This is a genomic window from Cryobacterium sp. Y50, assembly GCF_002929805.1.
Classification (GTDB): domain Bacteria; phylum Actinomycetota; class Actinomycetes; order Actinomycetales; family Microbacteriaceae; genus Cryobacterium.
Map to the genome: position 1 here is coordinate 25,987 of NZ_PJJM01000079.1, position 23,744 is coordinate 49,730.

26 protein-coding genes are annotated in these 23,744 nt (G+C 64.0%); 8 read left to right on the forward strand and 18 right to left on the reverse strand.

What is annotated here, in order from left to right; all coding sequences use genetic code 11:
• Positions 1 to 34: 34 nt before the first annotated feature.
• Positions 35 to 361 carry a hypothetical protein gene (locus CXY73_RS06135; protein WP_104177160.1) on the reverse strand — a complete coding sequence of 109 codons (327 nt, stop codon included), beginning with the start codon at positions 359 to 361 and terminating at the stop codon, positions 35 to 37.
• 216 nt (positions 362 to 577) lie between these two features.
• On the opposite strand from CXY73_RS06135, the gene CXY73_RS06140 reads away from it, so the two are divergent.
• Positions 578 to 2,431 (forward strand): DEAD/DEAH box helicase, encoded by a 1,854-nt coding sequence (locus CXY73_RS06140; protein WP_104177161.1) that lies wholly within the window; start codon positions 578 to 580, stop codon positions 2,429 to 2,431.
• A 40-nt stretch (positions 2,432 to 2,471) separates the two neighbouring features.
• Here the strand turns inward: CXY73_RS06140 and CXY73_RS06145 are convergent, their stop codons facing one another.
• A complete protein-coding gene (locus CXY73_RS06145; RefSeq protein ID WP_104177162.1) occupies positions 2,472 to 2,798 on the reverse strand; it encodes a hypothetical protein in 327 nt (108 codons plus the stop codon).
• A gap of 284 nt (positions 2,799 to 3,082) precedes the next feature.
• Here CXY73_RS06145 and CXY73_RS06150 point away from each other — a divergent pair, with 284 nt between their 5' ends.
• A complete protein-coding gene (locus CXY73_RS06150) occupies positions 3,083 to 3,625 on the forward strand; it encodes a GNAT family N-acetyltransferase (protein ID WP_104177163.1) in 543 nt (180 codons plus the stop codon).
• 460 nt (positions 3,626 to 4,085) lie between these two features.
• Here the strand turns inward: CXY73_RS06150 and CXY73_RS06160 are convergent, their stop codons facing one another.
• Positions 4,086 to 4,739 carry a YigZ family protein gene (locus tag CXY73_RS06160; protein ID WP_104177165.1) on the reverse strand — a complete coding sequence of 218 codons (654 nt, stop codon included), beginning with the start codon at positions 4,737 to 4,739 and terminating at the stop codon, positions 4,086 to 4,088.
• An 80-nt stretch (positions 4,740 to 4,819) separates the two neighbouring features.
• The gene (locus tag CXY73_RS06165) at positions 4,820 to 5,836 is read right to left on the reverse strand and encodes a DMT family transporter (RefSeq protein WP_233198172.1); all 1,017 of its coding nucleotides are present in this window, start codon (positions 5,834 to 5,836) and stop codon (positions 4,820 to 4,822) included.
• 54 nt (positions 5,837 to 5,890) lie between these two features.
• Here CXY73_RS06165 and CXY73_RS06170 point away from each other — a divergent pair, with 54 nt between their 5' ends.
• Positions 5,891 to 6,469 (forward strand): CGNR zinc finger domain-containing protein, encoded by a 579-nt coding sequence (locus tag CXY73_RS06170; RefSeq protein ID WP_104177167.1) that lies wholly within the window; start codon positions 5,891 to 5,893, stop codon positions 6,467 to 6,469.
• Here CXY73_RS06170 and CXY73_RS06175 read toward each other — a convergent pair.
• From CXY73_RS06175 to CXY73_RS06185, 3 genes are read right to left on the reverse strand one after another with little or no spacing between them, the layout of a single operon-like run.
• Positions 6,441 to 7,415 (reverse strand): NAD(P)-dependent alcohol dehydrogenase, encoded by a 975-nt coding sequence (locus CXY73_RS06175; protein WP_104177168.1) that lies wholly within the window; start codon positions 7,413 to 7,415, stop codon positions 6,441 to 6,443. The two genes, CXY73_RS06170 and CXY73_RS06175, sit on opposite strands and share 29 nt — an antisense overlap.
• An 11-nt stretch (positions 7,416 to 7,426) precedes the next feature.
• Positions 7,427 to 7,924 (reverse strand): SRPBCC domain-containing protein, encoded by a 498-nt coding sequence (locus CXY73_RS06180; protein ID WP_104134649.1) that lies wholly within the window; start codon positions 7,922 to 7,924, stop codon positions 7,427 to 7,429.
• Positions 7,921 to 8,283, reverse strand: coding sequence for a helix-turn-helix domain-containing protein (locus tag CXY73_RS06185; RefSeq protein WP_104177169.1), 363 nt, complete (start codon positions 8,281 to 8,283; stop codon positions 7,921 to 7,923). Before CXY73_RS06185 ends, CXY73_RS06180 begins: the two co-directional genes overlap by 4 nt.
• Positions 8,284 to 8,990: 707 nt before the next feature.
• Here CXY73_RS06185 and CXY73_RS06195 point away from each other — a divergent pair.
• The 3 genes from CXY73_RS06195 (at position 8,991) to CXY73_RS22275 (ending at position 11,844) form a co-directional block, all read left to right on the forward strand.
• Positions 8,991 to 10,958, forward strand: coding sequence for an HNH endonuclease signature motif containing protein (locus CXY73_RS06195; RefSeq protein WP_104177170.1), 1,968 nt, complete (start codon positions 8,991 to 8,993; stop codon positions 10,956 to 10,958).
• 389 nt (positions 10,959 to 11,347) lie between these two features.
• Positions 11,348 to 11,476, forward strand: coding sequence for a hypothetical protein (locus CXY73_RS23185; protein WP_255411365.1), 129 nt, complete (start codon positions 11,348 to 11,350; stop codon positions 11,474 to 11,476).
• A gap of 5 nt (positions 11,477 to 11,481) precedes the next feature.
• On the forward strand, positions 11,482 to 11,844 hold the full coding sequence (locus tag CXY73_RS22275) for an FBP domain-containing protein (RefSeq protein ID WP_233198173.1): 363 nt from the start codon (positions 11,482 to 11,484) through the stop codon (positions 11,842 to 11,844).
• A gap of 26 nt (positions 11,845 to 11,870) precedes the next feature.
• Here CXY73_RS22275 and CXY73_RS06205 read toward each other — a convergent pair whose 3' ends face one another.
• Positions 11,871 to 13,109: an MFS transporter gene (locus CXY73_RS06205; protein WP_104177178.1), complete on the reverse strand. Its 1,239-nt coding sequence runs from the start codon at positions 13,107 to 13,109 to the stop codon at positions 11,871 to 11,873.
• Between the two features lie 491 nt (positions 13,110 to 13,600).
• On the reverse strand, positions 13,601 to 14,044 hold the full coding sequence (locus CXY73_RS06210) for a VOC family protein (RefSeq protein ID WP_104177179.1): 444 nt from the start codon (positions 14,042 to 14,044) through the stop codon (positions 13,601 to 13,603).
• Positions 14,045 to 14,331: 287 nt separating this feature from the next.
• Between CXY73_RS06210 and CXY73_RS06215 the strand changes: the two genes are divergently transcribed.
• Positions 14,332 to 16,203: an FAD-binding monooxygenase gene (locus CXY73_RS06215; protein ID WP_104177171.1), complete on the forward strand. Its 1,872-nt coding sequence runs from the start codon at positions 14,332 to 14,334 to the stop codon at positions 16,201 to 16,203.
• A gap of 70 nt (positions 16,204 to 16,273) precedes the next feature.
• On the opposite strand, the gene arfB is transcribed toward CXY73_RS06215, so the two are convergent.
• The 5 genes from arfB to CXY73_RS06240 all read right to left on the reverse strand — a co-directional run bounded on the left by arfB (position 16,274) and on the right by CXY73_RS06240 (position 19,446).
• Positions 16,274 to 16,696, reverse strand: coding sequence for an alternative ribosome rescue aminoacyl-tRNA hydrolase ArfB (gene arfB, locus CXY73_RS06220; protein ID WP_104177172.1), 423 nt, complete (start codon positions 16,694 to 16,696; stop codon positions 16,274 to 16,276).
• Between the two features lie 23 nt (positions 16,697 to 16,719).
• Positions 16,720 to 17,487 (reverse strand): SCO1664 family protein, encoded by a 768-nt coding sequence (locus CXY73_RS06225; RefSeq protein ID WP_104134656.1) that lies wholly within the window; start codon positions 17,485 to 17,487, stop codon positions 16,720 to 16,722.
• Complete coding sequence (locus CXY73_RS06230) at positions 17,487 to 18,026, reverse strand: DUF3090 domain-containing protein (protein WP_104134657.1); 540 nt, start codon at positions 18,024 to 18,026, stop codon at positions 17,487 to 17,489. Before CXY73_RS06230 ends, CXY73_RS06225 begins: the two co-directional genes overlap by 1 nt.
• A 9-nt stretch (positions 18,027 to 18,035) precedes the next feature.
• Positions 18,036 to 18,743: a histidine phosphatase family protein gene (locus CXY73_RS06235; RefSeq protein ID WP_104134658.1), complete on the reverse strand. Its 708-nt coding sequence runs from the start codon at positions 18,741 to 18,743 to the stop codon at positions 18,036 to 18,038.
• A gap of 148 nt (positions 18,744 to 18,891) precedes the next feature.
• Complete coding sequence (locus CXY73_RS06240; RefSeq protein WP_104177173.1) at positions 18,892 to 19,446, reverse strand: hypothetical protein; 555 nt, start codon at positions 19,444 to 19,446, stop codon at positions 18,892 to 18,894.
• 322 nt (positions 19,447 to 19,768) lie between these two features.
• Here CXY73_RS06240 and CXY73_RS06245 point away from each other — a divergent pair, with 322 nt between their 5' ends.
• Positions 19,769 to 20,857, forward strand: a complete 1,089-nt coding sequence (locus CXY73_RS06245; RefSeq protein WP_104177174.1) for an ATP-binding protein — start codon at positions 19,769 to 19,771, stop codon at positions 20,855 to 20,857.
• Between the two features lie 144 nt (positions 20,858 to 21,001).
• On the opposite strand, the gene CXY73_RS21880 is transcribed toward CXY73_RS06245, so the two are convergent.
• From CXY73_RS21880 to CXY73_RS06265, 4 genes are all read right to left on the reverse strand, one after another.
• Positions 21,002 to 21,340 (reverse strand): hypothetical protein, encoded by a 339-nt coding sequence (locus tag CXY73_RS21880; protein ID WP_158254045.1) that lies wholly within the window; start codon positions 21,338 to 21,340, stop codon positions 21,002 to 21,004.
• Positions 21,341 to 21,447: 107 nt separating this feature from the next.
• Positions 21,448 to 21,831: a D-ribose pyranase gene (gene rbsD, locus CXY73_RS06255; protein ID WP_104134660.1), complete on the reverse strand. Its 384-nt coding sequence runs from the start codon at positions 21,829 to 21,831 to the stop codon at positions 21,448 to 21,450.
• On the reverse strand, positions 21,828 to 22,796 hold the full coding sequence (locus CXY73_RS06260) for a ribokinase (protein WP_369831217.1): 969 nt from the start codon (positions 22,794 to 22,796) through the stop codon (positions 21,828 to 21,830). The genes rbsD and CXY73_RS06260 overlap by 4 nt, the downstream gene beginning before the upstream one ends.
• Positions 22,793 to 23,737, reverse strand: coding sequence for a substrate-binding domain-containing protein (locus tag CXY73_RS06265; RefSeq protein ID WP_104134661.1), 945 nt, complete (start codon positions 23,735 to 23,737; stop codon positions 22,793 to 22,795). Before CXY73_RS06265 ends, CXY73_RS06260 begins: the two co-directional genes overlap by 4 nt.
• Between the last annotated feature and the right edge of the window lie 7 nt (positions 23,738 to 23,744).

Consider the following 23,744-nt stretch of genomic DNA (forward strand, 5'->3'; position numbering starts at 1 on the left):
ACACTCGTACCGCGCTCCAGAATCAGATTGGCTTTCAGGCTGTCCCCGGAGGGAAAGCCCACCCGCGGCGGCTGCGCCGATGGTTCGGCCCCGAAAACGCCACCCGGTAGTAACCAGCGGCATGCAGTGGATCACCGTTTTCGTCCGACGGGCCGATCAAGGGCCGATGACCTGGCGTCACGGCGAAGAATCCGGCTGACAGGGCGATAGTGACGCTGCGCTTTTGGGCGTCGAGCGATGCCGTGCCGCCCACTGTGAAGTCTTCGCCGTACAGGCCAGACCGCACGGTGCTGATATTGAGTTCGGCGACGTCGGCCGGCAAGAGAAAACGGACGCTCGTGCTGGATATCGACAAACTCATCCGGTGGTCAAGATTGATTGAGTCGTTGTTGATCGATACCGAGTGAGTATGGTGCCGGTAGTGCCCCGTTCGCTCGGCCCAGACCGTTCAGGCGAGCTCGAGCATGCCGTTGCTGAGTGCGGCAGAAAGGCGGATGCTGCGGCCGGCGACATCCGCTTTAAAGGTCATCAACGAGCCTCTACACCGGGGGCCCCGTCTTCGACTACCGTTGGTATTATGACCGCACCAGACACCACAGCGCAGAACGAGGCAGAAACTGCCACTGCAACCAAGACATTTGCCGATCTCGGACTCAATGACGCCATGCTCAAGGCGCTTAAAGTCGTCGGCTACGAAACCCCCTCGGCCATTCAGGCCGCCACTATTCCCCCACTGCTGGAGGGTCGCGACGTTGTCGGACTCGCTCAGACCGGCACCGGCAAGACGGCTGCGTTCGCACTGCCGATTCTGAACCGGCTCGACCTGTCCCAGAAGAACCCGCAGGCACTCGTGCTCGCGCCCACGCGTGAGCTTGCACTGCAGGTCTGTGAGGCGTTTGAGAAATACGCTGCTCACATGCGCGGTGTGCACGTGCTGCCGGTCTATGGCGGACAGGGTTACGGCCAGCAGTTGTCGGCCCTGCGTCGCGGCGTGCACATCGTCGTCGGTACTCCCGGTCGTATCATGGACCACCTCGCCAAGGGCACCCTCGACCTCTCGGAGTTGAAATTTTTAGTACTCGATGAGGCCGACGAGATGCTCAACATGGGCTTCGTCGATGACATCGAGACCATTCTCGCCGACACCCCGGACGACAAGCAGGTCGCCCTGTTCTCGGCCACCATGCCAGCGCAGATTCGCCGCATCTCCAAGAAGTACCTGCACGATCCCGAAGAGATCACGGTCAAGAGCAAGACCACAACGAGCGCGAACACCACCCAGCGCTACCTGATGGTGTCCTACCCGCAGAAGCTGGACGCGCTCACCCGCATTCTCGAGGTCGAGAACTTCGAGGGCATGATCATCTTCGCCCGCACCAAGAACGAGACCGAGTTACTGGCCGAGAAACTGCGTGCGCGCGGCTATTCCGCCATGGCGATCAACGGCGACGTGCAGCAGGTGCAGCGCGAACGCACGATCAACCAGCTCAAAAGCGGCAAGCTCGACATCCTCGTTGCAACGGATGTCGCCGCTCGCGGCCTCGACGTGGAACGCATCAGCCACGTCGTCAACTACGACATTCCGATCGATACCGAGTCCTATGTGCACCGCATCGGCCGTACCGGCCGCGCCGGCCGCTCGGGCGCAGCGATCAGCTTCGTCACGCCGCGCGAGCGTCGACTGCTCTCCGCGATCGAGAAGGCCACCCGCCAGCCGCTGACCCAAATGCAGCTGCCGAGCGTTGAGGACGTCAACGTGACGCGCCTCACCCGCTTCGACGATGCCATCACGGCAGCACTCGACGAGACCGACCGGATCAGCAAGTTCCGCGAAATCATCGCGCACTACGTGTCCCACCACGACGTGCCCGAGGTCGATGTGGCCGCGGCCCTCGCCGTCGTCGGACAGGGCGAGACTCCCCTGCTGCTCTCGGCCGAGGATGTTCGCGCCCAGCAGCGCCTCGAACGCGACGAGCGGGTCGAACGCTCCGAGCAGCGCGGCGATCGGCCAGAGCGCGGCGGTCGGGACCGGTTCAATCGAGACGACCGCGGCAGCCGCGATGACCGCGGTAGCTACGGCGCCCGCGACGACCGGCCCGTGCGCAGTGAACGCCCGGTGCGCTCCAGCGGCAAGCCGATGGCGCAGTACCGCATCGAGGTCGGCAAGCGTCACAAGGTGGAGCCCCGTCAGATCGTCGGCGCGCTCGCTAACGAGGGTGGCCTGAGCCGCGACGACTTCGGCCACATCAAGATTTTGCCGGAATTCTCGCTGGTCGAGCTCCCCGCCGACCTGGCGGGCGACGTGTTCTCCAAGCTGGAGAATACCCGCATCAGCGGCAAGCTGATTGAGCTGCGTGCCGACAAGAGTGGGGCTTCGCGCTCTGCCGAGCAGGGCGACCGCCCGCCGCGCGCTCCGCGCCGCGAATACTAGATCCGCTCACAGCACCCTCGTCGTTTGCGACGGGGGTGCTTTAGCGTGCCTGTGCCTGTGCCTGTGCCTCGTCGATGTCGATGTCGATGTCGATGTCGAGTTTGTTCGCGAGTACGAAGTACCACCAGAGTGACTCGGCCAGCTTGTGCTTGACCCCGGCGGTCGCGTCTCCGTCGATCGGCCAGATTCCGTCGTGGGCGAGCAACAGCCGCCCGATGTACCCGACGTCATTGGTATAGCCCATCGCCATTTCGTTGAGCGACCAGGTCTTGCCGTTGAATCGCTGTTCGAGTATTTCGTGGAGCGCTTGCACGCTCAGGGCCTCGGCGCTCGCGGCCGATAGGCCCGATTCAGTTATTTTCGTCATGGAGCGACTTTCTCGTGGGCTGTCCAACGTCACGCGAAGCGGCAAGGGGAGCAGCGACATCCATCAGCATCGGCCCAACATCATGCGCCCAACCTTCCGCTCGATCGAGCGCTGCGCAGCAGGGTCAGCGAGAACGGGTGCGGCGGCGTTCGCCCTAGGTCATGGCTGCGAGCGCCGCGGCCGCGCGCGCCATAATGCTGCGTCGCTGGTGGTGCAGTGCGAACCCCGCAGTTCGTCGTCACCGTCGGCGACCAGCGGAGACACGCGCCCGATACGATCGACGGATGCCCTACTCCGTCTCGATCTCGAACGACACGACGCTCCGACTGCTGACCATGCACGACGTCGCGCCTGTCCTCGATGCCTATCGGCGCAACCGCAAGCACCTGGCACCGTGGGATCCAAAACGCGAAGACACCTTCTTTACGTTGGAGGCCCAAACCAGCATTTTGGGAGGTCGTTTGGCACAGCTCGCCGTCGGAACCGGCTACCCGCTCGTGATGGTCAAAAAAGACACCGTGGTTGGCCAAGTGACGTTGTCTGGGATCGTGCGCGGCCCCTTTCAGAGCGCGAGCGTGGGGTACTGGGTCGATCAGGACCATGCCGGTCAGGGCCTGGCCACGGCTGCCATGCACGAGCTGGTCTCGCATAGTCGAGACGACCTTGACCTGCATCGCCTCGAGGCCGGAACCCTCCTGCACAACGCTCGCTCGCAGGCCGTGCTGCGCAAGGTCGGTTTCGAACCGATCGGGGTCGCCGAAAAGTATCTCAAGATCGCGGGACAGTGGCAGGACCACCTGCTGTTTCAGAACATTCTGAGCGGGTAGCCCGACGCGAGTTGACGGTCGGAACCGGCAGTGCCATTCGCATCCGCGAAGATTTCCATCTGGTATCCCAAGCAAAATTTGCCTATTCGCTCGCAGTCCCCGCGGTTGCGGCAGGCATTGCGCGATAAGCAGCGCAAATCGCAGAACGAAGCGTCTCAGAGCCAACGCGGAGCGGGGCGAGGCTATATAACAGACAACGTGACGCCGACTCCAATCGGGGAGCAACGATGTGTCGTCCAGCTCGACATCGTCGAGCTCAGCGAGCGCACGAGGGTGCGAGCGAGCGAAGAAGGCTGTGCTGAGGCGCGGCTGCACAAGGTCAGCCTGCAGGGTGGGCTCGGTGGTCAGATCGTGGCGGAGAGCCATGAAGCTCCTTTCGTTAGGGCGAGGGGTTTTTGAACCAGCAACGTCCACAATGCCTGGCTCGACGATATCGCGCTCTGCAACCAGGGACGTGGGTTCAAGCCGGGGCGTCGATCCATTCGTGGCCGACCGATTCGAGTTCGGCGCCTCCGGCCGTCACCCCCGCCACGACCGCAGCGAGTCGATCGGCGTTATCATCGGCCAGTCGGAGTACCGCTTCACGCCCGTAGTCCGTGCCGAGCACGTGCACGCCCCGCTGGCGCAGCTCGGCCTCGATGCGACCGGCATCCGTATGAGACAGCGCGAGCGTGAAGAGTTCGCGGCGTTCACGCCCGACGACGAGCCTGCGGGACTGCGCCGCGTCGATCGTGGTCAGCACGGCCTCAGAGTAGGCGCGCACGAGGCCGCCGGCACCAAGCAGCGTGCCCCCGAAATAGCGCGTGACAACGGCCACACAGTCGACGAAACCACGTCCGGTCAATGCCTCAAGCATGGGCCGGCCCGCCGTTCCCGACGGCTCACCGTCATCATTCGACCGACGCACCTGGTCGGTAGCACCGCCCGGACCGAGCACGAACGCCGAGCAATGGTGGCGTGCCTTCCAATGCTCCGAGCGGGCTTCTTCGATGGCAGCGTGCGCAGCATCCTCGGTTTCGGTGCGCACCAGACGACAGAGAAACCGGGACCGTTTGACCTCGATCTCAGTGTCAACGCGGCTGCCGACGCCGCCGCGCAGGGTGAGATCAGACATGAGTCCAGTCTCCCGCATCCACTGCCCGCGTACGGTTCCGAGCGCTACCTCGTCGCGGTCAGCGGCTAACGGCTAACGGCTCAGTGAGCGGATGCCGCTGCCCTCGTTTCCCCGCGACCGACGGTCGCGGGCTCGTCGTGGAGCGGCTCGTTCTTTGGCAAGGCCTCGACCCGCTCGGACCGCACCGCCGCAATACCACCGAGGATCAGCAGCCCGCCGATTAACTGCAGCGGGCTGAGCTGCTCGCCGAGCAGCAGCCAGGCAAACAGTGAGGCGAAGACCACCTCGAGCAGTCCGACGAAGGACGCGAGCCGGGAGCCGAGCACGCCGGCCGCCGTGATTCCGGTGCCGTACGCGACGGCAGTGCTGACGATCACGAGTAGAACCAGAGGCACCCACCACGGTGCCATCGCGCCGAACAGCGGCAGGTCACCAAAGGTCGCCGTGATCGGGAGTAGGCCGGTGGCCCCGAGCAGACCGAGAATGATGCCGCCAACGATCAGACCGAAGGCCGCGAGCGCGACGGCTGGCAGGTCGCGGTCCGGGCGCGCGGCAATGAAGAAGTAGGCGGCGCAACCGATCGCGGCGAGAAACGCGAACGTGAGGCCGATCGGGTCGACAGCCTGGATCGCTCCGGGCCCGATCACCAGTACAAGGCCACCGACTGCGAGGGCCGAGCCGAGGAACACGGCCGGGCTGGGCATCCGCTTGGAAACGGCCCAGGCGACGCCGACCAGAATGAGCGGGGCGAGAAATTCGATGAGCAGTGCGGTCGAGACCGGGATGGTCTGAATGGCGGCGAAGTAGGCGAGTTGGGTGCACGCCACGCCGACGACGCCCATGCCGAGCACCCTCCAGCGCCCGAGCCACAGTGCGCCCCAGCGCCCTCGCATTGCCATGACGGCCAGGGGCAGCAGCACGATTCCGGCGGTGAAGGCGCGAACTGTGACGGCAGCAGCCGGCGACCAACCGGCCTCAAGCAGGAGCTTAACGAGAGCACCGGAGGTGCCGAACGAGACGGCTGAGAGCACCGCGACGGCGAGACCACCGGGGATCGATGACCGCTTCATGGGAAACCCTTCGATCGAGCCTGTCATAGGTTAAACTTACCTTCGCCACTGACGATAAGACCGAACTCACAAGGAGTCAACTTGCATTTTGCCCCTGACACGGAGGAGGCGCTGGAGTTCGTGGTATCGCTTGGCGATACCGACCCCGGTGCATCCCGGAGCGGCCTGGACGAGCTCGAAACGCTCGCCGACCTGGCAGCACTGCTCGCCCCAATTTCGTTCACCGGACGCATCGACGGGGATGACGCCGAACTGCGCGATGTTCGGCAGACCCGTGCCCTGCTACGTCGGGTGTGGACCTTGGGCCGCGACGACGCGGTGATCGAGGTCAACCGAATGCTACGCGAGGCTCGCGCCCTCCCCCAACTCGCGCGTCACGACGTGTCGGACTGGCACCTGCACGCGACCGTGCCAGAAGCGCCGCTCGGCGAGCGCATGCGCGTCGAGGCGGCGTTGGCGTTGATCGACGTGATCCGGAGTAACGAAATGAGCCGCCTGCGACTCTGCGAAGCGGATTCCTGCACCGGCCTGGTCCTCGACCTGTCCCGCAATGGGTCCAAGCGTTTCTGTAGTGTGCGCTGTGGCAACCGCATGAACATGATCGCCTTCCGCGAGCGAAAAGCCGGTGAGACTATTCCGCCTCGGCCGGCACACGAATGACGACGTTGCCGATCTTCTGACCGGACGTGACGTAGGCATACGCCTCTCGAATTTGCTCGAGTGGGTAGCTGCGGTCGATCAGCGGCCGAAAATCACCCGTCTCGACCAGCCCCTTCAGGAACAAAACGTCTTCTCGAGTGTCTTTGGGAATGGGAAACAGCACGCGTTTCCTGCGCAGCAGCGGCGTCGTCAGCGCCAGAAGCGGATTCTGCCAGCCGACGCCGAGTTCCGAAGAAACGTAGATTCCGCCCGGCACCAACAACCGGCGGCAGCGCCCGAAGGAGCTCTTGCCGACCGCGTCGACCACGACGTCAAACACGTCATCGAGGGCCGTGAAATCTTCCCGGGTGTAGTCCACGACCCGCTCGGCGCCGAGCGATTTCAGCGTTGACAGGTGTCCGGTGGCGCAGACCGCCGTGACCCGAACACCGTAGTGCACGAACAACTGCACAGCGGCGGAGCCGATGCCGCCGGTACCCCCATTGACCAGCACCTTCTGGCCCGGCGTGACGTTCACCGCGCGAATCATATTGAGCGCATAGTGAGCACCCTCAACGATCGGTGCTGCCTCCTCGAACGACAGCCCAGCCGGAATCTCGGCCACGAGCCCGGTTTCGGCAATCGTGACGTATTCAGCGTGCCCGCCGAATTTCACGCCGTCGTAGCCGAACACGCGTTGGCCGACCGTGAACGAGCTGACACCGGCACCGACCTGCTCGACCCAGCCGGCGAATTCGCAGCCCAGGATGGTTGCCCGCGGCACTCGCAGCCCGCTGAACAAACGCACCACGCGAGGCTTACCGCTGAGAAATCCGCAGTCCGTACGGTTGACCGTGCTAGTAACTACTCGCACGAGCAGTTCGCCGGCCTGCGCGACCGGCACCGGCGCATCCTCTATTTCTACGACGCCCGGCGGCCCATAGTGGCGGTACACGACAGCTCTCATGCGGCACGGCGCTACGCCCGCACCTTCTCGGCGAGCAGGCTGTCGATCTGCCCCATCGCCTCGCGCATACCCTCCTCCATGCCCATTTCCATCATCTTCTGGAGCTGATCGGCGCTCTCGAAGGTACTGAAGATCGTCATGCGCGTTCGCGCGTCAAATTGCTCCAGGGTGACCACCGCGTGGGTTGCCCCCAGGTCGCCCGTGGGCTCACCGTTGTCATCGGCGAAACCATCGTCGAACTCCAGCCGTTCCGGCGAGTGGATGGCAGTGGTCACCCACCAGCCACGCGCCCTCTCACCGTCTGGTCCGGTCATGTAGTAGCGCGACTTCCCGCCGGGAACGAAGTCGTGGCGATCGAAGGTGGCCGGCCAGATAGGCGGCCCCCACCAACGCTCAAGCTGGCGCGGATCTTCCCAAAGTTGCCACACCCGTTCGACGCTCGCGTCGAACTCGGCCACAAAGGTGAGGGTCAGTGCCTCAGGATCTGTGTGTGAACTAACGACGGTCATGAATCTTCTCCTTCTTTTTTTGGCGAGACATCTCGGGACAAGATGTCTCTCATGCGCTGGGCGCGATACCGCCACAGTTCTTCATAGTGCTGCAGCAGCAGGGTTGCCTTGCGCATCGTTTCGGGGTTACCGTGCACCAGCTGCTCCCGTCCGCGGCGTTCTTTCACGACGAGATGCGCCCGCTCCAAGACGGCCACGTGCTTCTGCACCGCCGCGAAGCTCATGGCATAGCTCGCGGCGAGCGTCGACACCGACTGCTCGCGCTGCACGACCCGCATCACGATGTCGCGACGCGTGGCATCGGCGAGCGCATGAAAAATGCGATCCGTCTCGTCACTCACTGTTTCATATACAACCATTTGGTTGTACTGTAGGCCGACACCAACGAGCGCACAAGGCGATCGTCAAGTTCGATTCAATTCACATCACAAATGTCGAGCGGTTACTACTAGTCGATAGTCGCGATCACGTCCGTTGCTCCGCGCTGCTCGCCTGGCTTGAGATCCTTTGAAGCGAAAGCCAAAGCGGCCGCAATGCGGTGCTCGTCATTTCGCGATGCCTGGTCACGACACTTCCACAGTACAAAAATCTGCCAACCGAGAGCAGCAATCGCCGCGAGCGTAAACCACACGTAGTTCCACGACGGTAACGGTAAAGCGCCTGCCCCATTGGCTGTCTGAGGATGATGTCGTAGGTCGCAGTGGCTACCGCCGCCAGCCAAACGGCCGTCCGGGCTGCCCCGAGCCCGTGCCGGCGCAGGACAGGCAGGTTTGGCAACCGGCGCAGCATGAGCAGTCGGCAGCGCCGACTTTCGTGCTTACCCGGGCGGGAGTGCCGCACGCTGCAATCGCATTTGGGCACTCAAGATGCAGTGATTTTCCAGACCCGGCCCGCCCGCGTAGTGGCGGCCACGGTCTCTCGAGCTCCGGCCGACCGTTGTGAAATGGTGAGCGTCTTCTGCCCTCGAAACATTTCTTTGGGTATTCTTTGGCGGATTTCGCCGACTTAGTGCTTGTAAGCATGATTTTTCTTCGGGAATGTCAGTGGTCGGGTGTTGGGTTGAATCATGAGCAACATGGCAGTGGAACTCACCCGGGCGGCGGCCACAGTGGCCGCGCTCGGTGGCTCCTGTGCTGAGTTCGCTGGTCTGTCTGAGGCAGAGGTGCTGGCGGCGCGTGGTTCGATCGCTGACCTGCTGCGACTGAGTAACACTGCGGCGGCGTTGCTGGCGGGCACGATTGCGCAGCGGTCCCGGCCGGAGCTGGGCCAGTCGGGTTTGGCGGCGCGGCATGGGTTTGGCAACCCGACGCTGATGGTGCAGGAGGCCACCGGGCTCAGCCGAGTTGAGGCCGGCCGGCTGGTAGCCGTCGGAGTACTGATGGGCGACACCGAAACTGCTGAACGCCGCGCGGCAGACGTTGCTCGGGACGTGGAGCGAACTGCCCGAGCTGCTGAAGAGGCTGCAGCGGAGGCTGCTCGCGAGGCGGAGCGGGCGGCGGTCTGGGCGGTGCTTCACCCGGATCTGCCACCGCTGCCCGTCTTCGTTTCCCGCCCCGTGCTGCCGATCGAACCGATCATCGCGCCAGTACCGGTGGTGGCGCCGTGGCAGGCGCCAATCGTGCACGCCGTCACTGCCGGCACGTTCTCGCCCGGCGTCGGCGACGCCCTGTTGCGGGGGCTGGGCACCTTAGATCAGGCGATCACTGCCGAGAAGCTTGCCGCCGCGCTGCGCGTGTTGCTGGTCGAGGCTTCAGGGATGAACACCGAGCAGGCCTACAAACGGGCCAGGCGCATGCGGGACGACCTGGACGCGGCGGGCATTCTGGCGCGGGAGAAGCAGGCTCGCGATGACACGACCTGGTCGCTGTGGCGGCGCGCCGACGGCATGGTGACGTTGCACGCGCTCTTTCCGCCGGAGCAGGGGGAAAGGTGGATGGCAACCTACGACGCGCTGACCAGTCCGCGTCGCGGCGGGGTACGGTTCGTCGACCCAGAACGAGCCGCCTGGGCGCAGAGTGTGAAGGACGACCCGCGCACCCTCGACCAGATCGCCGCGGATTCCTTCACTCAGCTGCTCAAGCTCGGCGCCGACGCCGACCCGAACACTCTGTTCGGCGGTCGCCGCCCAGTGGTGCAGGTCATCGTCACCGAACACGATCGCCCCACCACCCTCCCCGCCCCCTTTTCCTTCCCCACCCCCAGTGATGACCCCAGCACGCCAGCCCCCGAAACGGCGACCGATGAAGGCCTGCAGGCTGCCGAGACCGTCGAGAGTGGCGAACCGGATGGCCTTACTGGGACCAACAGGAAAGCGCCGAGCAACGGCCAGACGGGCCGCGAATTGAGCCGAATGACGGGCGAACCGACCAACAGACTGACCGGCGACCTGGCGGGCGGGCGGATGGTCGAGCGGATGGGCGGGCCGACAACAGCGGTGACCACGGACGCCACACCCAACTCGTCATTTAAATATATCGAAGGCAACCCCGCACCGGTGTCGGCGGAAACGATCGACCGGCACCTCTGCGACAGCGGCTACCTCGGCATCCTGTTCGACCAAACCGGACAACCCCTCAACGTCGGGCGCGACCAACGCCTCTTCAATCGTGAGCAACGCCGCGCCCTCGCCGTGCGCGACGGAGGATGCCGCTGGCCCGGCTGCGACAAGCCACCCGCCTGGACCGAAACGCACCACATCGAAAATTGGATTGACCAGGGACTTTCCGACATTGACCATGCCATTCTTCTTTGCAGTCTGCATCACATGCTGCTCCATAACCGGCATTGGAAGATCTGGTTTAGCGACTCTTTATATTGGCTGCAACCACCAATCGAAATCGACCCCGAACGGACACTGATCGCCCTACCCAGCAAGAACCCGCTCGTGAACAAATCTTTCCACCCTGACCCGCCGACATCCACTCGGATCGTGCCGGGCACCGTTGACAGTCACGAGCCGCGAAATGGCGATCTCGACCGCCTTGATGGAAACGACCCGACACCGGGCCACCCGTACCGCGACTACCACAACTAGCCGCTCGCCCGAACGGCGTGCCTGTGGCGGGCACCGCAGTCGGCTACGCGTAAGGAGATGGGCACGACCCGATATTGGGTCAGTGCGCCACCGCTGCAAGAGTGGCTCCGGCATCGCTGATGAGCAGGTACAGAGAGTGGAGAACTCGCGATAGGGGCACGAATCCGAACTTGCCGTAGAAGCTTTCTGCGGCTTCATTCAACGCGTGCACGAGCAGCGCGCGCGCCGAGCGACTAACTACGTGGGCGCAACCGCACTGTGGGGAGAATTGGCGGCGGGATCGGGGCGGGCTCGCCCGCGGGAAAGGTACCAAATCGCGGGTCAACGAGGTCACCGTCGGCCGCACCGATCTCGGCCTGCCACTGGGTTCGGTAGCTGACGATTTCTTCGTGGCTGCGGCCGACGAAGTTTTACCACATCAGAATCTGTTCACCGAGTGGTTCGCCACCGATGAGCAGCAGACGCACGGGATCGGCTCCAGCGACCAGGGTGAGCGACGACCGACCGCCGGGGTGTAAGCGAGGTGGTCCTTCGCCACACGCGTGCCGACCAGAAAGAGCACCCCCACGTCGACCAGAACGCCATGCTCAAACGCTGGGTCGATCTCGAGGGTGAGCCGCACATCCGCTTCGAGGAGAATTTCGACGCCGTGCAGCTGCCCAACGATGTGGCGTTCTTCAGTTCCAAACGGGCCGGGCAGGCTGGGCGAAACGGCGACACGATCGGTATTCTCGCCTGCGCCAACTTCGAGTGCTCGGCGAACGTGCGCAACCTCCCTTCGGTCGCCTACATTGGCTTCGACGTGGAGGCCGCGCGCCAGCAGCGCATCGAAGCGCTGGGCCAGCATGTGCGCAAGTTCCTCCAAGACGTGCGCGACGGGAGCTAAAAGCCAGCGGATGGTGCAGCATCCGCTTATATGGTGCGGGCGTCAGCGGGGTCTTTCTGGCGGCGGCTGGCCAGAAGGAGCGGCAGACCGATGAGCTCGACCACGGCGCCGATCACGAGCGAGGTGCCGTAGCCCTGCAGGTCGGCCGCGCGACCGAGGGCCGGCTGGATGAACACTCCACCAAGGCTGCCGAACAGCGAGTCGAACGACAGCACGGTCGCGCGCTGCTTTGACGGGATCATGTCGTTGAGATACGCCTGCCGCACCGGCCCGACGACGGCGAACACGAAGCCCCAGACCACGAGCAGAACGATGGCCAGCCAGAACAAGCTGTTCAGGCCGAGGGCCACCAGCGTGCCGATACTGATGATTACCGCTACCAACACCACGCTGGTGCGTTTGGCGAACAGTGAGCGGATGCGCGGCGCCAGCAGTCCGCCCGCCACCTGCGCCAGGGACAGCACGGCCGCGGCCAACCCGGCAATGGAATACGCGGTCGGGTCGCCGTACAACTCGAGTAGGTAGGGCTGCAGCGCGTAGAAGGCATAGATTCCGACACCGCCGACGAACGGCGCCGAGAGGATCATATAGCGCACCGAACGCCTTTTCAGGCCGTGCTCGATCGACTGACTGAGCACGTTGCGGATCGCTTTCAGTGGGCCGGCGGAGCGATCCGGAGTAAAACCGAGGTCTTTCATAACAATGAACGCGAACACGAACATCAGCATGAGCACCCCGGCACGCACCAGGAACGGCATACCCAGGTCTGTCACCTGGGCGATCACCCCGCCGAGCACGGAGCCGGAGAACATGGCGATTCCGGTCACCACGAGGCCCCGGCCAAACACGGCCTCGAGGCTGCCGGTGTACCCGGTCGCGGCGAGGGCATCAACCAGCCAGGCTTCGACGGCGCCGGAGAAAAAGGTGAAGCCGAGTCCGAGCAGCACCGACACGAGCGCCCACCAGACGAACGGCGCCTGCCAGAGCCACAGCATCCAGTACAGCCCGGTCGTGACCGACAGGGTGATGGTGCCGAGCAGATAGGACGCCTTGCGCCCGACCGTGTCGGCGACCACCCCGGTCGGAATCTCGAAGATCACCATGCCCACGGTGAAGAACGCGTTGGCGGCAAAGGCCTCGAAGTTCGACAGTCCAGCGTCGAGCAGAAACAGCGTGTTGATGCCCCAGATGAACGAGGCCGCGAGCGTATTCCCGAGCATCAGGGTGAGGTAGACGCGCTGCACACGCCGGGCCGCCGGGTTCACAACCCGCACCCAACGCTGCATGTATTCACAGAGCAATCATCAACCCACACAGCGCGGATGGCTAGCCAGCTCACGACCTGCAACCGATCGGCCTCGCGTATTTGACCACAGGAATGCTCGACCCGCTGAGAGCGGGTGGATAGCCCGCTATCCGAGGCAGCCGCCGGACAGAGTCCGGGGCGATCGGGCTCGGCGGGAAAGCATCAGAAAGGCAATGGTCTCCATTTCCGAGTCTGAACATCTCCTGGAAATGCTGGATGGAGACATCCGATTCGGTGCAGCGGGTAGCAAACCGGTGTCTCACGGCGTGCGATCCATCGCGCAGTGTGGTGTGGGCGCAGTCGGCCGCCGTGGGCGTGGAGGTGCTTATGCGAGTGTTTCTGTGGTCATTCAGATGCCCGGGTTTCAGGTTTAGCGCCGCGAACCCAGGTCGCGAATGATGAGGAGCGTCCACCGCTCACCGACGGTAGCGGCGGGCGTCTTCCCCAGACTCAGGCGTTCGTGGGATGCTCGGCCAGGTACGCTGCCGGCCCCTTTTCGGAAGCCACCGGATCCATCCATAGGGCGCTGAACTCGTTGCCGTCGGGGTCCTGAAAGTCGCGCGCGTACATAAAACCGTAGTCCTGGGCCACGCGAGGCTCGGAAGCGCCCGCGGCGAGCGCTTTGTCGAGCATGGCGTCGACGGCTTCGCGGGAGTCCCGGCTGAACGCGGTCTGCGTCATCATCGAGGTACTGGGGTCGGCGATCGGCTTGTCGGTGAAGGTGGCGAAGAAGTCTCTGGTGAGCACCATGAGGTAGAGGTTATCGTCGATCACGATGCAGGCGGCGTTCTCATCGGTGAACGCCGGGTTGATCGTCCAACCGAGCCCCTCGAAGAATGCTTTCGAGCGTTCGAGGTCGCTCGTGGCGAGATTGACGAAGATGCTGGTAACCATGGTGACTCCTTTATCGGTCGAGGGTGGCCCGAAAAAATACGGGCTCATTCCTATGCTTTCAACAACCAGCGCTGTGTCAAGAGTGGAGTTGGTCACCGGGTAAGCCAGCCTTGAACAGATGCTGTCAGGGCGCCTTGTGAATCAACCGATGTCATATATGATTCATAAAGCGATAATAGAACAGTGCGTTCTATTATCGAACGGTGACACAATCGCCACGCGAGACCACACCGAGGAACCACTCCGAGGAACCACTCCGAGGAACCACACAGAGAAGTGAGGAAGCCGTGCAGTTTCACCACCACGGATACGTGTCCACCGATCCCCGCGTTCAGAACGCCGCCGGGGTCGGCATCGATCGACCCGACGAACTGCCCGACAGCGTCGACGTTCTCATCGTCGGAACGGGCCCGGCCGGCATGATCACGGCCGCCCAACTCTCCCAGTTTCCAGGCATCACGACCCGCATCGTCGAACGCCGCGGCGAGCGCCTGGCGATCGGCCAGGCCGACGGAATCCAGGCCCGCAGCGTCGAAACCTTTCAGGCCTTCGGTTTCGCCGAGCGCATCATCGCCGAGGCCTACCGCATCACCGAGATGGCCTTCTGGAAACCCGACCCCACTAACCCGGCAAACATCATCCGCACGGCCCGTGCTATCGATGACCCCACCGGCATCAGCGAGTTTCCGCACCTCATCGTCAACCAGGCGCGCGTCCTGGACTATTTCGCCGAGGTGATGGCCAATGCGCCCACCCGCATGACACCCGACTTCGGATTCGAGTTTCTCCGCCTGGTAAACACCAATGAAGGTGATTATCCCGTCACCGTGACACTCGTGCACACGACCGGCGAGAAGCAAGGCCAGGAATGCATCGTGCACGCCAAGTACGTCGTCGGCGCCGACGGTGCCCGCAGCGCCGTGCGTGATTCGATCGGCTGCACCCTTGCCGGTGACCAGGCCTTTCACGCCTGGGGCGTCATGGACGTGCTCGCCGTCACCGATTTTCCCGACATTCGCACCAAGTGCGCCATCCAGTCCGGAACCGGCGGCAGCATCCTGCACATTCCGAGGGAGGGCGGCTACCTGTTTCGCATGTACGTCGACCTCGGCGAAGTCGCTCCGGACGACAATGGCGCCGTGCGCCAGACCTCGATGGAGCAGATCATCGCGAAGGCGAACGCCATTCTGCACCCCTACACGCTCGACGTGAAAAACGTCGCCTGGCACAGCGTGTACGAGGTTGCCCACCGGCTCACCGACCGCTTCGACGATGTGCTGTCGGCGGAGATCGGCATCCGCTCGCCGCGTGTTTTCATTCTGGGTGACGCCTGCCACACGCACAGCGCCAAGGCCGGCCAGGGCATGAACGTCTCGATGCAGGACGGCTTCAACCTGGGCTGGAAGCTCGCCTACGTGCTCGACGGGCGTAGCCCCGACAGCCTGCTCGGCACTTACTCGGCAGAACGCCAGATCATCGCCAAGAACCTGATCGACTTCGACAAGGAGTGGTCTTCGCTCATTGCTGCAAAGCCGGAAGACCTCAAGGTGCCGCTCGAGGAGTTCTACACGCAGACGGCAGAGTTTCCGGCCGGCTTCATGACCCAGTATCCGCCGTCGATGCTGATCGGCGAGGCGACCCACCAGTCGCTCGCGACCGGGTTTCCGATCGGTAAGCGCTTCAAGTCCGCCTCGGTGGTGCGCGTCGGTGACGCCAACCAGGTCGAACTTGGCCACCACCACCGCGCCGACGGCCGCTGGCGCATCTACGCGTTTGCCGACGCCGCCTCCGTTGAACTAGCTACATGGGCAGAGTGGATGCGCACGGCTGGCGACTCGCCGCTGCTCGCCCACACCCCCGCCGGCACGGACATCGACAGCGTCTTCGACATCAAGGTGGTCTACCAGCAGGCCCACGCCGAGGTCGACATCAGCCGGGTTTCCGAGGTTTTCTTACCCAAAACCGGCCCGTTCGGGTTGATCGACTACGAAAAGCTCTATGCCACCGATCCAGAACACGACATCTACTCCCTGCGCGGAATCAGCCGCGACGGTGCCATCGTCGTCGTGCGCCCCGACCAGTACGTCGCGAACGTGCTGCCGCTGACGGCGACCGACGAGCTCGCGGTGTATTTTCGGCAGATGCTGCTCGTGCGGTAGCCGCTTCGAGCGGATGCCGCTGCGTCAAGCGGCAGCTTTCTCTGCGAGCGGATGCCACCGCGTCGCCGGCCTACTCCGCCGACGGCCGCTGGCGGTTCTGCTTCGTGGCTGAGCGCTGCTGTTTGACGGCGAGGTGCCGCCGGGCTGAGCCTTTGGTGGGTTTGGTCGCGCGGCGGGCGGGTGGTTTCGCAGCCAGCCCCGCGGTCACCAGGTCGGCGAGCTTCCGCAGGGCGATCTCGCGGTTGCGCAGCTGGGAACGCTGCTCGCTCGCGGCGATGGTGACCACCCCGGAAACGAGACGGTGCCCGAGGCGAGTTTGCAGCAGCATCCGCTCGTCATCGGAAAGAACGGTCGATTCGGCCACGTTCCAGGACAGCTCGACGCGACTGTCGGAGGTGTTGACGTGCTGGCCGCCCGGGCCTGACGACCGCGAGAAGCGCCAGCCCAGTTCGCTCTCGGGAATGGTGAGCGCCGGCGACACCTCAAGATCCATGCGTCAAGCGTCCCACAGATGACTCAGAACAGGGGCCAGGGTACGGCGGGCATGTCGCCGCTCGGGGCGGGGAACTCACCCTCGGACCGCAACCGGCCGCAGCGTTCGGCGAGCGCCGCGACTTCTTCGGGGCGGAGCAGGCCGGCGAGGGTGTTGCCGAGCTCAGCAGACAGGCCAGCGGTGACGCGGTCGATGCCCTCAAGCTCGTCGGCCGTGAGCGCATCACCGAGCCAACCCCACAGCACGGTGCGCAGCTTGTGTTCGACATGGAACGTGAGCCCGTGGTCAACGCCGTGCCGGTGACCGTCGGGCATCGCGAGAATATGGTCGCCCTTGCGATCGGCATTGTTCACGACGATGTCGAACACAGCCATGCGGCGAAGCGCCGCGCTGTCTTCATGAATGAGGGTGACCATGCGTTCGCGCTCGTCTCTCCCATCGAGTACGTGTCGCCACCCGGCATCCGGAACGGCATCAGCCGCGACGACGTCGACAGCGGCCTGCGCGGCGTCAGACTCTTGCCACAGTTGCACCATGCCTTCGCCCATCGGGCCGTCGCGCAGCCAGGTACGCGGCACGACGTTCCAGCCGAAGACCTGTGAGACCAGGTAGGCGGCTACCTCGCGACTGGCGAGGTTTCCGTCGGGAAAATCCCACAGCGAATGCTCCCCCGCTACCGGTTTGTAGACGACCACCGTGCCGTCGATGCTCCCCAGGAACGTTGCATTCGAGGCCGTCGTGATGCGGCCGGTGAGCTTCAACTCACCATTGACCAGGTCGGGAATCGGCATCAGGCTTCGGGCAGGGTGCAGGTGTGCCCGTCGGCGTCGACGGGGTAACCGCAGAGGGAGCACATCGGTCGCCCGGCGCCGACGACCTCACGCGTGCGTTTCGCGAATGCCCGCGCCGTGCCGACGGGGATGCGCACCAGCAGCATTTCAGCCACGTCTGCCGGATCGAGCAATTCCTCGTCATCGTCGGTGATCGGGTAGGCCTCGATCACGACCTGCACCGTTGAGGGGTCCCAGCCCAGGCTCATCGCCCCGATGCGAAATTCCTCGGCAACGGGTTGCTCAAGCGGGTCGTTGTCGACGAGCTCAATGGGGGTCGTCGTCGGAATACTGAAGGGGTTGCCCTCGAAGGTGATCAACTGGTCGAGGATCTCATCGATCTTCTCGCCGAGCAGCGCCGACTGCTGTTTCTCCAGCGCGATACTCACGATACGGGTGCCACTGCGCACCTGCAGGTAAAACGTGCGCGACCCGGGCAGGCCGACGGTGCCGACGACGACCCGGTCGGGCCAGTCAAACTCATGGACGATTGTAGGCATGTGAATATTTTACGCGTTCGAGGTGCGCGGCGGCTGATGACCGGCTCCACCGCCGACAGCAGCATCCGGTGAGTGGATGCTGTTGGCCAGCCACGATAGATCGCCGCCGTCGGTGTTGGTGGCGTAGACGCTCGGCCGGCCGGAGCCGTAGCGCACGATCGACACCGACCCGGGGCCGACGTTAATGCGTTGGAACAGGTCGAGGTGCATGCCGAGCGCGTCAGCCAAAATGGACTTGATGACGTCGCCGTGGCTGACCGCCACCCACACGGCACCGGGCCCGTGCTGAGCCTCGAAGGCGGCGTCGTGGCGTCGAATCGCGGCCACCGACCGCGCCTGCATCGCCGCCATCGATTCGCCGCCGGGAAAGATCACGGCCGAGGGTTGCGTCTGCACCACCGACCAGAGGTCTTCTTTGGCCAGATCGCTGATGGTCCGGCCCTGCCAGCGGCCGTAATCACACTCGGTGAGATCGTCGTCAATCGGCGTGATCGGGGAACCGCTCTGCTGGTCGAGGATGAGCTGCGCAGTCTGCTGGCAGCGTTCCAAGGGGCTTGAGACCACGCCGACCAGGGGCACCACCGCGAGGCGTTTTCCCGTCAGAGCTGCCTGGTCCTGCCCGATCTTGTCGAGCCGCACTCCGGCTGCCCGCCCGGCGAGTATCCCGGCGGTGTTTGCGGTGGTGCGGCCGTGCCGCACGAGAATGACTGTGGCCATAGGTCTAGCCTAGGCATTCGTTTGACGAGCACTGGACGCGCACTGTCGATCCCCAGGGCTCGCGGTACATGTTTGAGAAGTTCGCCCGGGTTTGAACACGTGCCAGCTTCAGAACCGCCTGCTGCAACACGGCGGCAGAACTCCGTGCTCAGCTGACCGCGCTGCGCAACGGAGGCGTGCGCACGCTGGCAAACTGCCGCAGGCGACCGTCGATCGGGTCGGTGAAGCGCACCTCGTTCGCCAGCAGTTGCAGGGGCCGGGTGAAATCGTCGCTCGCGATCTCCTGCACGATCGGGTAGATCGGGTCGTCACTGATCGGAATCCGCAGGCGCACCACCACGCTCTGCACGACGTGGCGCCCGCGGGGAATGGTCGAGAGAAAGGCAGGTTTGTCGATCACGACGATGCGATCGTCGCGATAAATCAAGTGAATTGGCCTTAGAACGAACGTCTCCCCTGCCAGATCGCGGTGGAACCAGACGAAGGTGTACGGCCGGTAGGGGTCACGACCGGCGACCGCGGTGCCGGTCTCGTAGACAAAGCGCCCCTGAGCCAGAAAACCCGCCACGTCCACGAACTCCGACAAGCGTTCGTCCAGCCAGGCACCCATCGTCTCCCAAAGCGGATACTGCGCCCGTTCCGGCGTGCAGACCCACGCGGCCTCGAGGCCGTGACGTTGCGGGAGTGGAGAGCGCGGCGGCATCCATTGATCGTACGTCGCGCCGCCCTTCGTGATTCTTTCGTTGACATCATCGGGAGAATCCAATAGCGTTCTGCGTGAATCCTGCGAAATTCCCCGTAGCGGATATATCGGAAGGGCGTCAGGCTCACTGCCTCGTCCTACTCTCGATCAGCTTCTTTGTCGGCACACTCTACGCGCAGGACGGACTGATCGATTCTCTCGCCTCCGCCGCACTCACAGCCGCGGCTCTGCACCAGGACTTGCACAAATGCCGACATCAGCTAGCATTCAGGCAACATGCACAAAGGAGAAAAACCTCCTAAAAACTTCTAAAGGAAGTGCGATGCGTAACCCGTTCAAACCCACTGCGGGCGCCCGACCGCCCCTCCTCGTTGGACGCACCGACGCTCTGGAGGGTTTCCGCGAGGGCCTGGAAGACGGCTCCGGTTCACCTGGCCTGCTCACCATCTTCACCGGCCCCCGGGGTATAGGCAAGACCGTCATGCTGTCCGCAGCCGAGGATCTGGCCAGGGAGCACGGTTGGATCGTCATTTCCGAAACCGCCACTCGTGGACTCATGGTGCGACTTGCTGAAGCAATGATCGCTCACCGTGACGAGCTCGGCGACGGCCCCCCAAACAGACGCATCACCGCGTTTATCGCCGCAGGGTTCGGCCTCACAACCGAGCTGCCCCCGGAGCATCAGGTGGCGTGGCGTGAACTGGCCACCGACCTCCTTCGTGTTCTCGACACTCACGCCACCGGCCTTCTCATCACCATCGATGAGATCCACGCTGTCGATCGTGGCGATCTGCTCGAACTCGCAGCGGTCATCCAACATCTGATCCGGGAAGATCTGCCGATCAGCTTGCTGATGGCGGGAATCCCCAAGGCCGTCAGCGATCTGTTGAACGAGGACGTATCCACGTTCCTGCGTCGAGCGGACCGCATTGACCTGGGTGACGTCCTGCTTTCGGACGTGCGCGCGGCACTGGCTCGCACCTTCATCGACACGGGAATTTCGCTCACCGACACACAGCTCACGCGGGCGGCGGCAGCGACCGAAGGCTACCCGTTTTTGATTCAGCTGGTCGGCCACCAAGTGTGGCGGCGCGCAGTCGACGGCGCTCTGACCGACGAAGCGGTTGACGCTGGCATCGTCGCAGCACGCAATCGACTCGGAACGACCGTCCTCCAAGCATCACTGGCCGATCTATCCGACGTCGACCGAGCGTTTCTTGCGAAAATGGCCGGAAACGATGGACCGGTCGCGCTTGCCCTCATCGCCGACCAACTCGGGCGAACCAAGAAATATGCCGGTGTATACCGCCGCCGGCTCATCGACGCGGGAGTCATCGTTGACGCGGGCTGGGGGCTGATCGATTTTGCGGTACCTCATCTCCGTGCTTACCTTCGCGCCAAGAACGAATAACGGTTGAGGGCTTCCCGTCGCAAACGGCGCACACAGCGAGTCGTGCTTCGGGTGCAGTTCTGCAGGAAGTTCGCGGATGCCCGCTTTGTCCAGCTCTTATGACGACGAAGAGGCTGGGAAATCGGCGTGTGCGGGGCATCCTCGTCATCGGTGAAAGCAGGCCGGTTCCACTCTGGCGGCCGCAGCAAGGTTGACTCGGGTCAGGCCGCGAATATGGCGTGCATCACGGACCCGCTGGGCAAGGTCGACTCGGGTATTGCAAAGCTGCTGACGCTTGGCGGCCTGGGAATCTGGTGGTTCGTCGACCTGAACATCGTTCTCGCCCAGGGCCGACACCGTGCAATCCGGGGCAGACGATACCTTCGGCACGTTCGCGGTCGTATCGCCGGCCGGGGCCGGCGATAACCTCGTCATCGTGCCCACCGGAGCCACCGCCGGGATCGTCACCGCCACCCACGACGGCTCGAGTAACTTTTCGATCATCGAAGAGACCGCCGAGCTCTTTAGCATGGGGATGCTCGTGAACGAGATCGGGGGCGTACTCGGGCACAGTGCTGCTCAGCTTCGTCGAGCGGAGCGGGCGGTCGGTTTTAGAAGGAGACCCCGCAGACCAGCGCCGCATTGGCGAACGGCGTTGCCTCCCCCGTGCGAATGAACAGCTTCGCCGACGCGGAGAATGCTTTCAACTCTGCGTGGCTGATGTATTCGATTTCGTTGAAACGCTCGGCCAGCCAAGCTCCAGCGGGGGCGGTCTTTGCTTCCTCCGCCGCGACGCAACCCTGAAACAGCATCTCATCGAGCAGTGCGTCCAGAACCTGTTCGAACCGCGGGATACCGTGCACCACAGCAAGGTCGATCACGGGAACCCCCTGCGGGATCGGCATGCCACAGTCCGCGAGCAGAACGATATCTGTATGACCGAGCCGGGCCAGTGCACCCGACAGCTCGGCGTTCAGGATGCCTCTCCTTTTCATGCGTTCACCGTCGGCAGTACGTCGGCCAGTGTGGGATATGAGGTCTGGGTTCCACGGCTCTGCACCGCAAACGCCCCGACTCGTACGGCCAGGCGAACGGCCTGAGGCAGGCTCACCCCGGCAGCCAGCTGGGCGCTGAGCGCTCCCACGAATGCATCGCCGGCCCCCGCACTGTCGACGGCGACGACCGTCGGCGATGCCACAATGTTGGTACCATCCCGATCAGCACAGATGGCTCCCTTGGCGCCGCGCGTCAGCACAACGGATGCGACGCCCGACCCCAGCAGTCGGCTCACCAGCTTGGCATCCTCGGTGGGGACAGCGCGATGCGGTTCTAATTGTGCGAGCACGAGGGCAGCCTCGTGCTCGTTGACGACCAGCGGGTCGGCGCGCCGGATCGTCGCAGCATCCAATTCGATCACGGGAGCCAGATTCAGCACCCCCCGTCCCGTTGCCAACCGCGCCGCCTGCGCGATTCCCTCGGCGGGAATCTCACCTTGGAGCACCACTACAGAAGCAGCAGCGATGATGCCCGCGTTGGACTGAACAGCCTGTGCACCCATCAGAGCGTTGGCGCCAGGAATGACCACAATCGTGTTTTCGCCGTCATCATCCACGCTGACCAGGGCCAGCCCAGTGGGTTCACCGACCGTTCGCACGGCCGACTGGTCGACACCCACATCGGTCAGGATCGCGGTCGCGACGTCGGCCTGCAAATCCCGACCGACTGCTCCAACCATGCGCACACTGGCTCCGAGCCGGGCCGCGGCCACGGCTTGGTTGGCCCCCTTACCGCCGGGTAAGTATTCCATCGACGTTCCGATGAGCGTCTCTCCCGGCTTCGGGTGGCGCTGCACGCGGATCAGCTGATCGACGTTGATGGATCCAACGACGACGACCGAACCGTGCGCGCTGGTGCTAGTGCTGGCGGGTGAGATGAGGGCACTCCTGGCGAGGTGACTCACTTGGCGAAGTCGCCGACATTCGTCTTGGTGACGGAGACGACCTCGACCGGAACGGTCTTCGCGATCGTCTCGCCCTTGATGGCCTTGATGGCGAATTCAATGGCGAGCTTGCCGAGTTCGGCCGGCTGCTGGGCGATGGTGGCGACGAGGGTACCGGCCTCGACGGCGTCGAGTCCGTCGGTGGTGCCGTCGAAGCCGACGACAAAGACCTCAGAGCCGGCCCGTGCGCCCAACGCCTGGATGGCGCCGAGGGCCATCTCATCGTTCTCCGCGAAGAGACCGGTGACACCCGGGTTGGCCTGCAGCAGGTTGGTCGTGACATCGAGCGCGGCGGCGCGGTCGAAGTTGGCCGTCTGCGTGGCGACCACGGTGATGTCGGGGTATGCCTGCATGCCCTCGTCGAAGCCGGCGCCGCGCTCCCGACTGGCTGACGTTCCGGCTACCCCCTGCAGGTGGATGACCGTGCCCGTTTCGCCCATGGCTTTGGCGAGTTCATCGGCCGCCTGACGGCCGCCGGCCACGTTGTCGCTGGCGACGAGTGATGCCAGGTCGACGTCGGTGACGGTGCGGTCAACTCCGATGACGGGAATTCCGGCACCAATCAAGGCCTCCACTGCCGAGGCGGCGGCATCCGAGTCCACCGGATTTACGATGACGGCCTTGGCACCGCTGGAGGCGGCCGTAGCGAGCTGGTTGGCCTGCGTGGCAGAGTCGTTCTGCGCGTCAACGATGCTCAGCTCCACTCCGGCTTCCTTGGCTGCCGCCTCTGCACCGTCGCGCAGTTCCACGAAGAACGGGTTGTTCAGGGTGGAAATGGCCATCACGATTTTGTCGCCGGAGGCCTCTGCGCCGCCGCCGCGGCCACAGGCAGTGGTTCCGACCAGGATCAAGGCGGCCGTAGCGGTCAATGCCGCGATTTTGAGGAACGGGGATGACTTCATTGTGTTT

Coding starts and splice junctions, on each gene's coding strand:
- CXY73_RS06160 (WP_104177165.1), bottom strand. CDS start 4,739: ATGTCTGATCTCACCCTGCGCGGCGGCGTCGGCAGCCGCGTTGACACT.
- CXY73_RS21880 (WP_158254045.1), bottom strand. CDS start 21,340: ATGATCGAAAAGTTACTCGAGCCGTCGTGGGTGGCGGTGACGATCCCG.
- CXY73_RS06180 (WP_104134649.1), bottom strand. CDS start 7,924: ATGACCGTCGTTAGTTCACACACAGATCCTGAGGCACTGACCCTCACC.
- CXY73_RS06135 (WP_104177160.1), bottom strand. CDS start 361: ATGAGTTTGTCGATATCCAGCACGAGCGTCCGTTTTCTCTTGCCGGCC.
- CXY73_RS06175 (WP_104177168.1), bottom strand. CDS start 7,415: ATGAGAGCTGTCGTGTACCGCCACTATGGGCCGCCGGGCGTCGTAGAA.
- rbsD (WP_104134660.1), bottom strand. CDS start 21,831: ATGAAAAGGAGAGGCATCCTGAACGCCGAGCTGTCGGGTGCACTGGCC.
- CXY73_RS06150 (WP_104177163.1), top strand. CDS start 3,083: ATGCCCTACTCCGTCTCGATCTCGAACGACACGACGCTCCGACTGCTG.
- CXY73_RS06265 (WP_104134661.1), bottom strand. CDS start 23,737: ATGAAGTCATCCCCGTTCCTCAAAATCGCGGCATTGACCGCTACGGCC.
- CXY73_RS06165 (WP_233198172.1), bottom strand. CDS start 5,836: ATGACAGGCTCGATCGAAGGGTTTCCCATGAAGCGGTCATCGATCCCC.
- CXY73_RS06140 (WP_104177161.1), top strand. CDS start 578: ATGACCGCACCAGACACCACAGCGCAGAACGAGGCAGAAACTGCCACT.
- arfB (WP_104177172.1), bottom strand. CDS start 16,696: ATGGATCTTGAGGTGTCGCCGGCGCTCACCATTCCCGAGAGCGAACTG.
- CXY73_RS06185 (WP_104177169.1), bottom strand. CDS start 8,283: ATGGTTGTATATGAAACAGTGAGTGACGAGACGGATCGCATTTTTCAT.
- CXY73_RS06195 (WP_104177170.1), top strand. CDS start 8,991: ATGAGCAACATGGCAGTGGAACTCACCCGGGCGGCGGCCACAGTGGCC.
- CXY73_RS06145 (WP_104177162.1), bottom strand. CDS start 2,798: ATGACGAAAATAACTGAATCGGGCCTATCGGCCGCGAGCGCCGAGGCC.
- CXY73_RS06230 (WP_104134657.1), bottom strand. CDS start 18,026: ATGCCTACAATCGTCCATGAGTTTGACTGGCCCGACCGGGTCGTCGTC.
- CXY73_RS06240 (WP_104177173.1), bottom strand. CDS start 19,446: ATGCCGCCGCGCTCTCCACTCCCGCAACGTCACGGCCTCGAGGCCGCG.
- CXY73_RS06210 (WP_104177179.1), bottom strand. CDS start 14,044: ATGGTTACCAGCATCTTCGTCAATCTCGCCACGAGCGACCTCGAACGC.
- CXY73_RS06245 (WP_104177174.1), top strand. CDS start 19,769: ATGCGTAACCCGTTCAAACCCACTGCGGGCGCCCGACCGCCCCTCCTC.
- CXY73_RS06225 (WP_104134656.1), bottom strand. CDS start 17,487: ATGCCGATTCCCGACCTGGTCAATGGTGAGTTGAAGCTCACCGGCCGC.
- CXY73_RS06235 (WP_104134658.1), bottom strand. CDS start 18,743: ATGGCCACAGTCATTCTCGTGCGGCACGGCCGCACCACCGCAAACACC.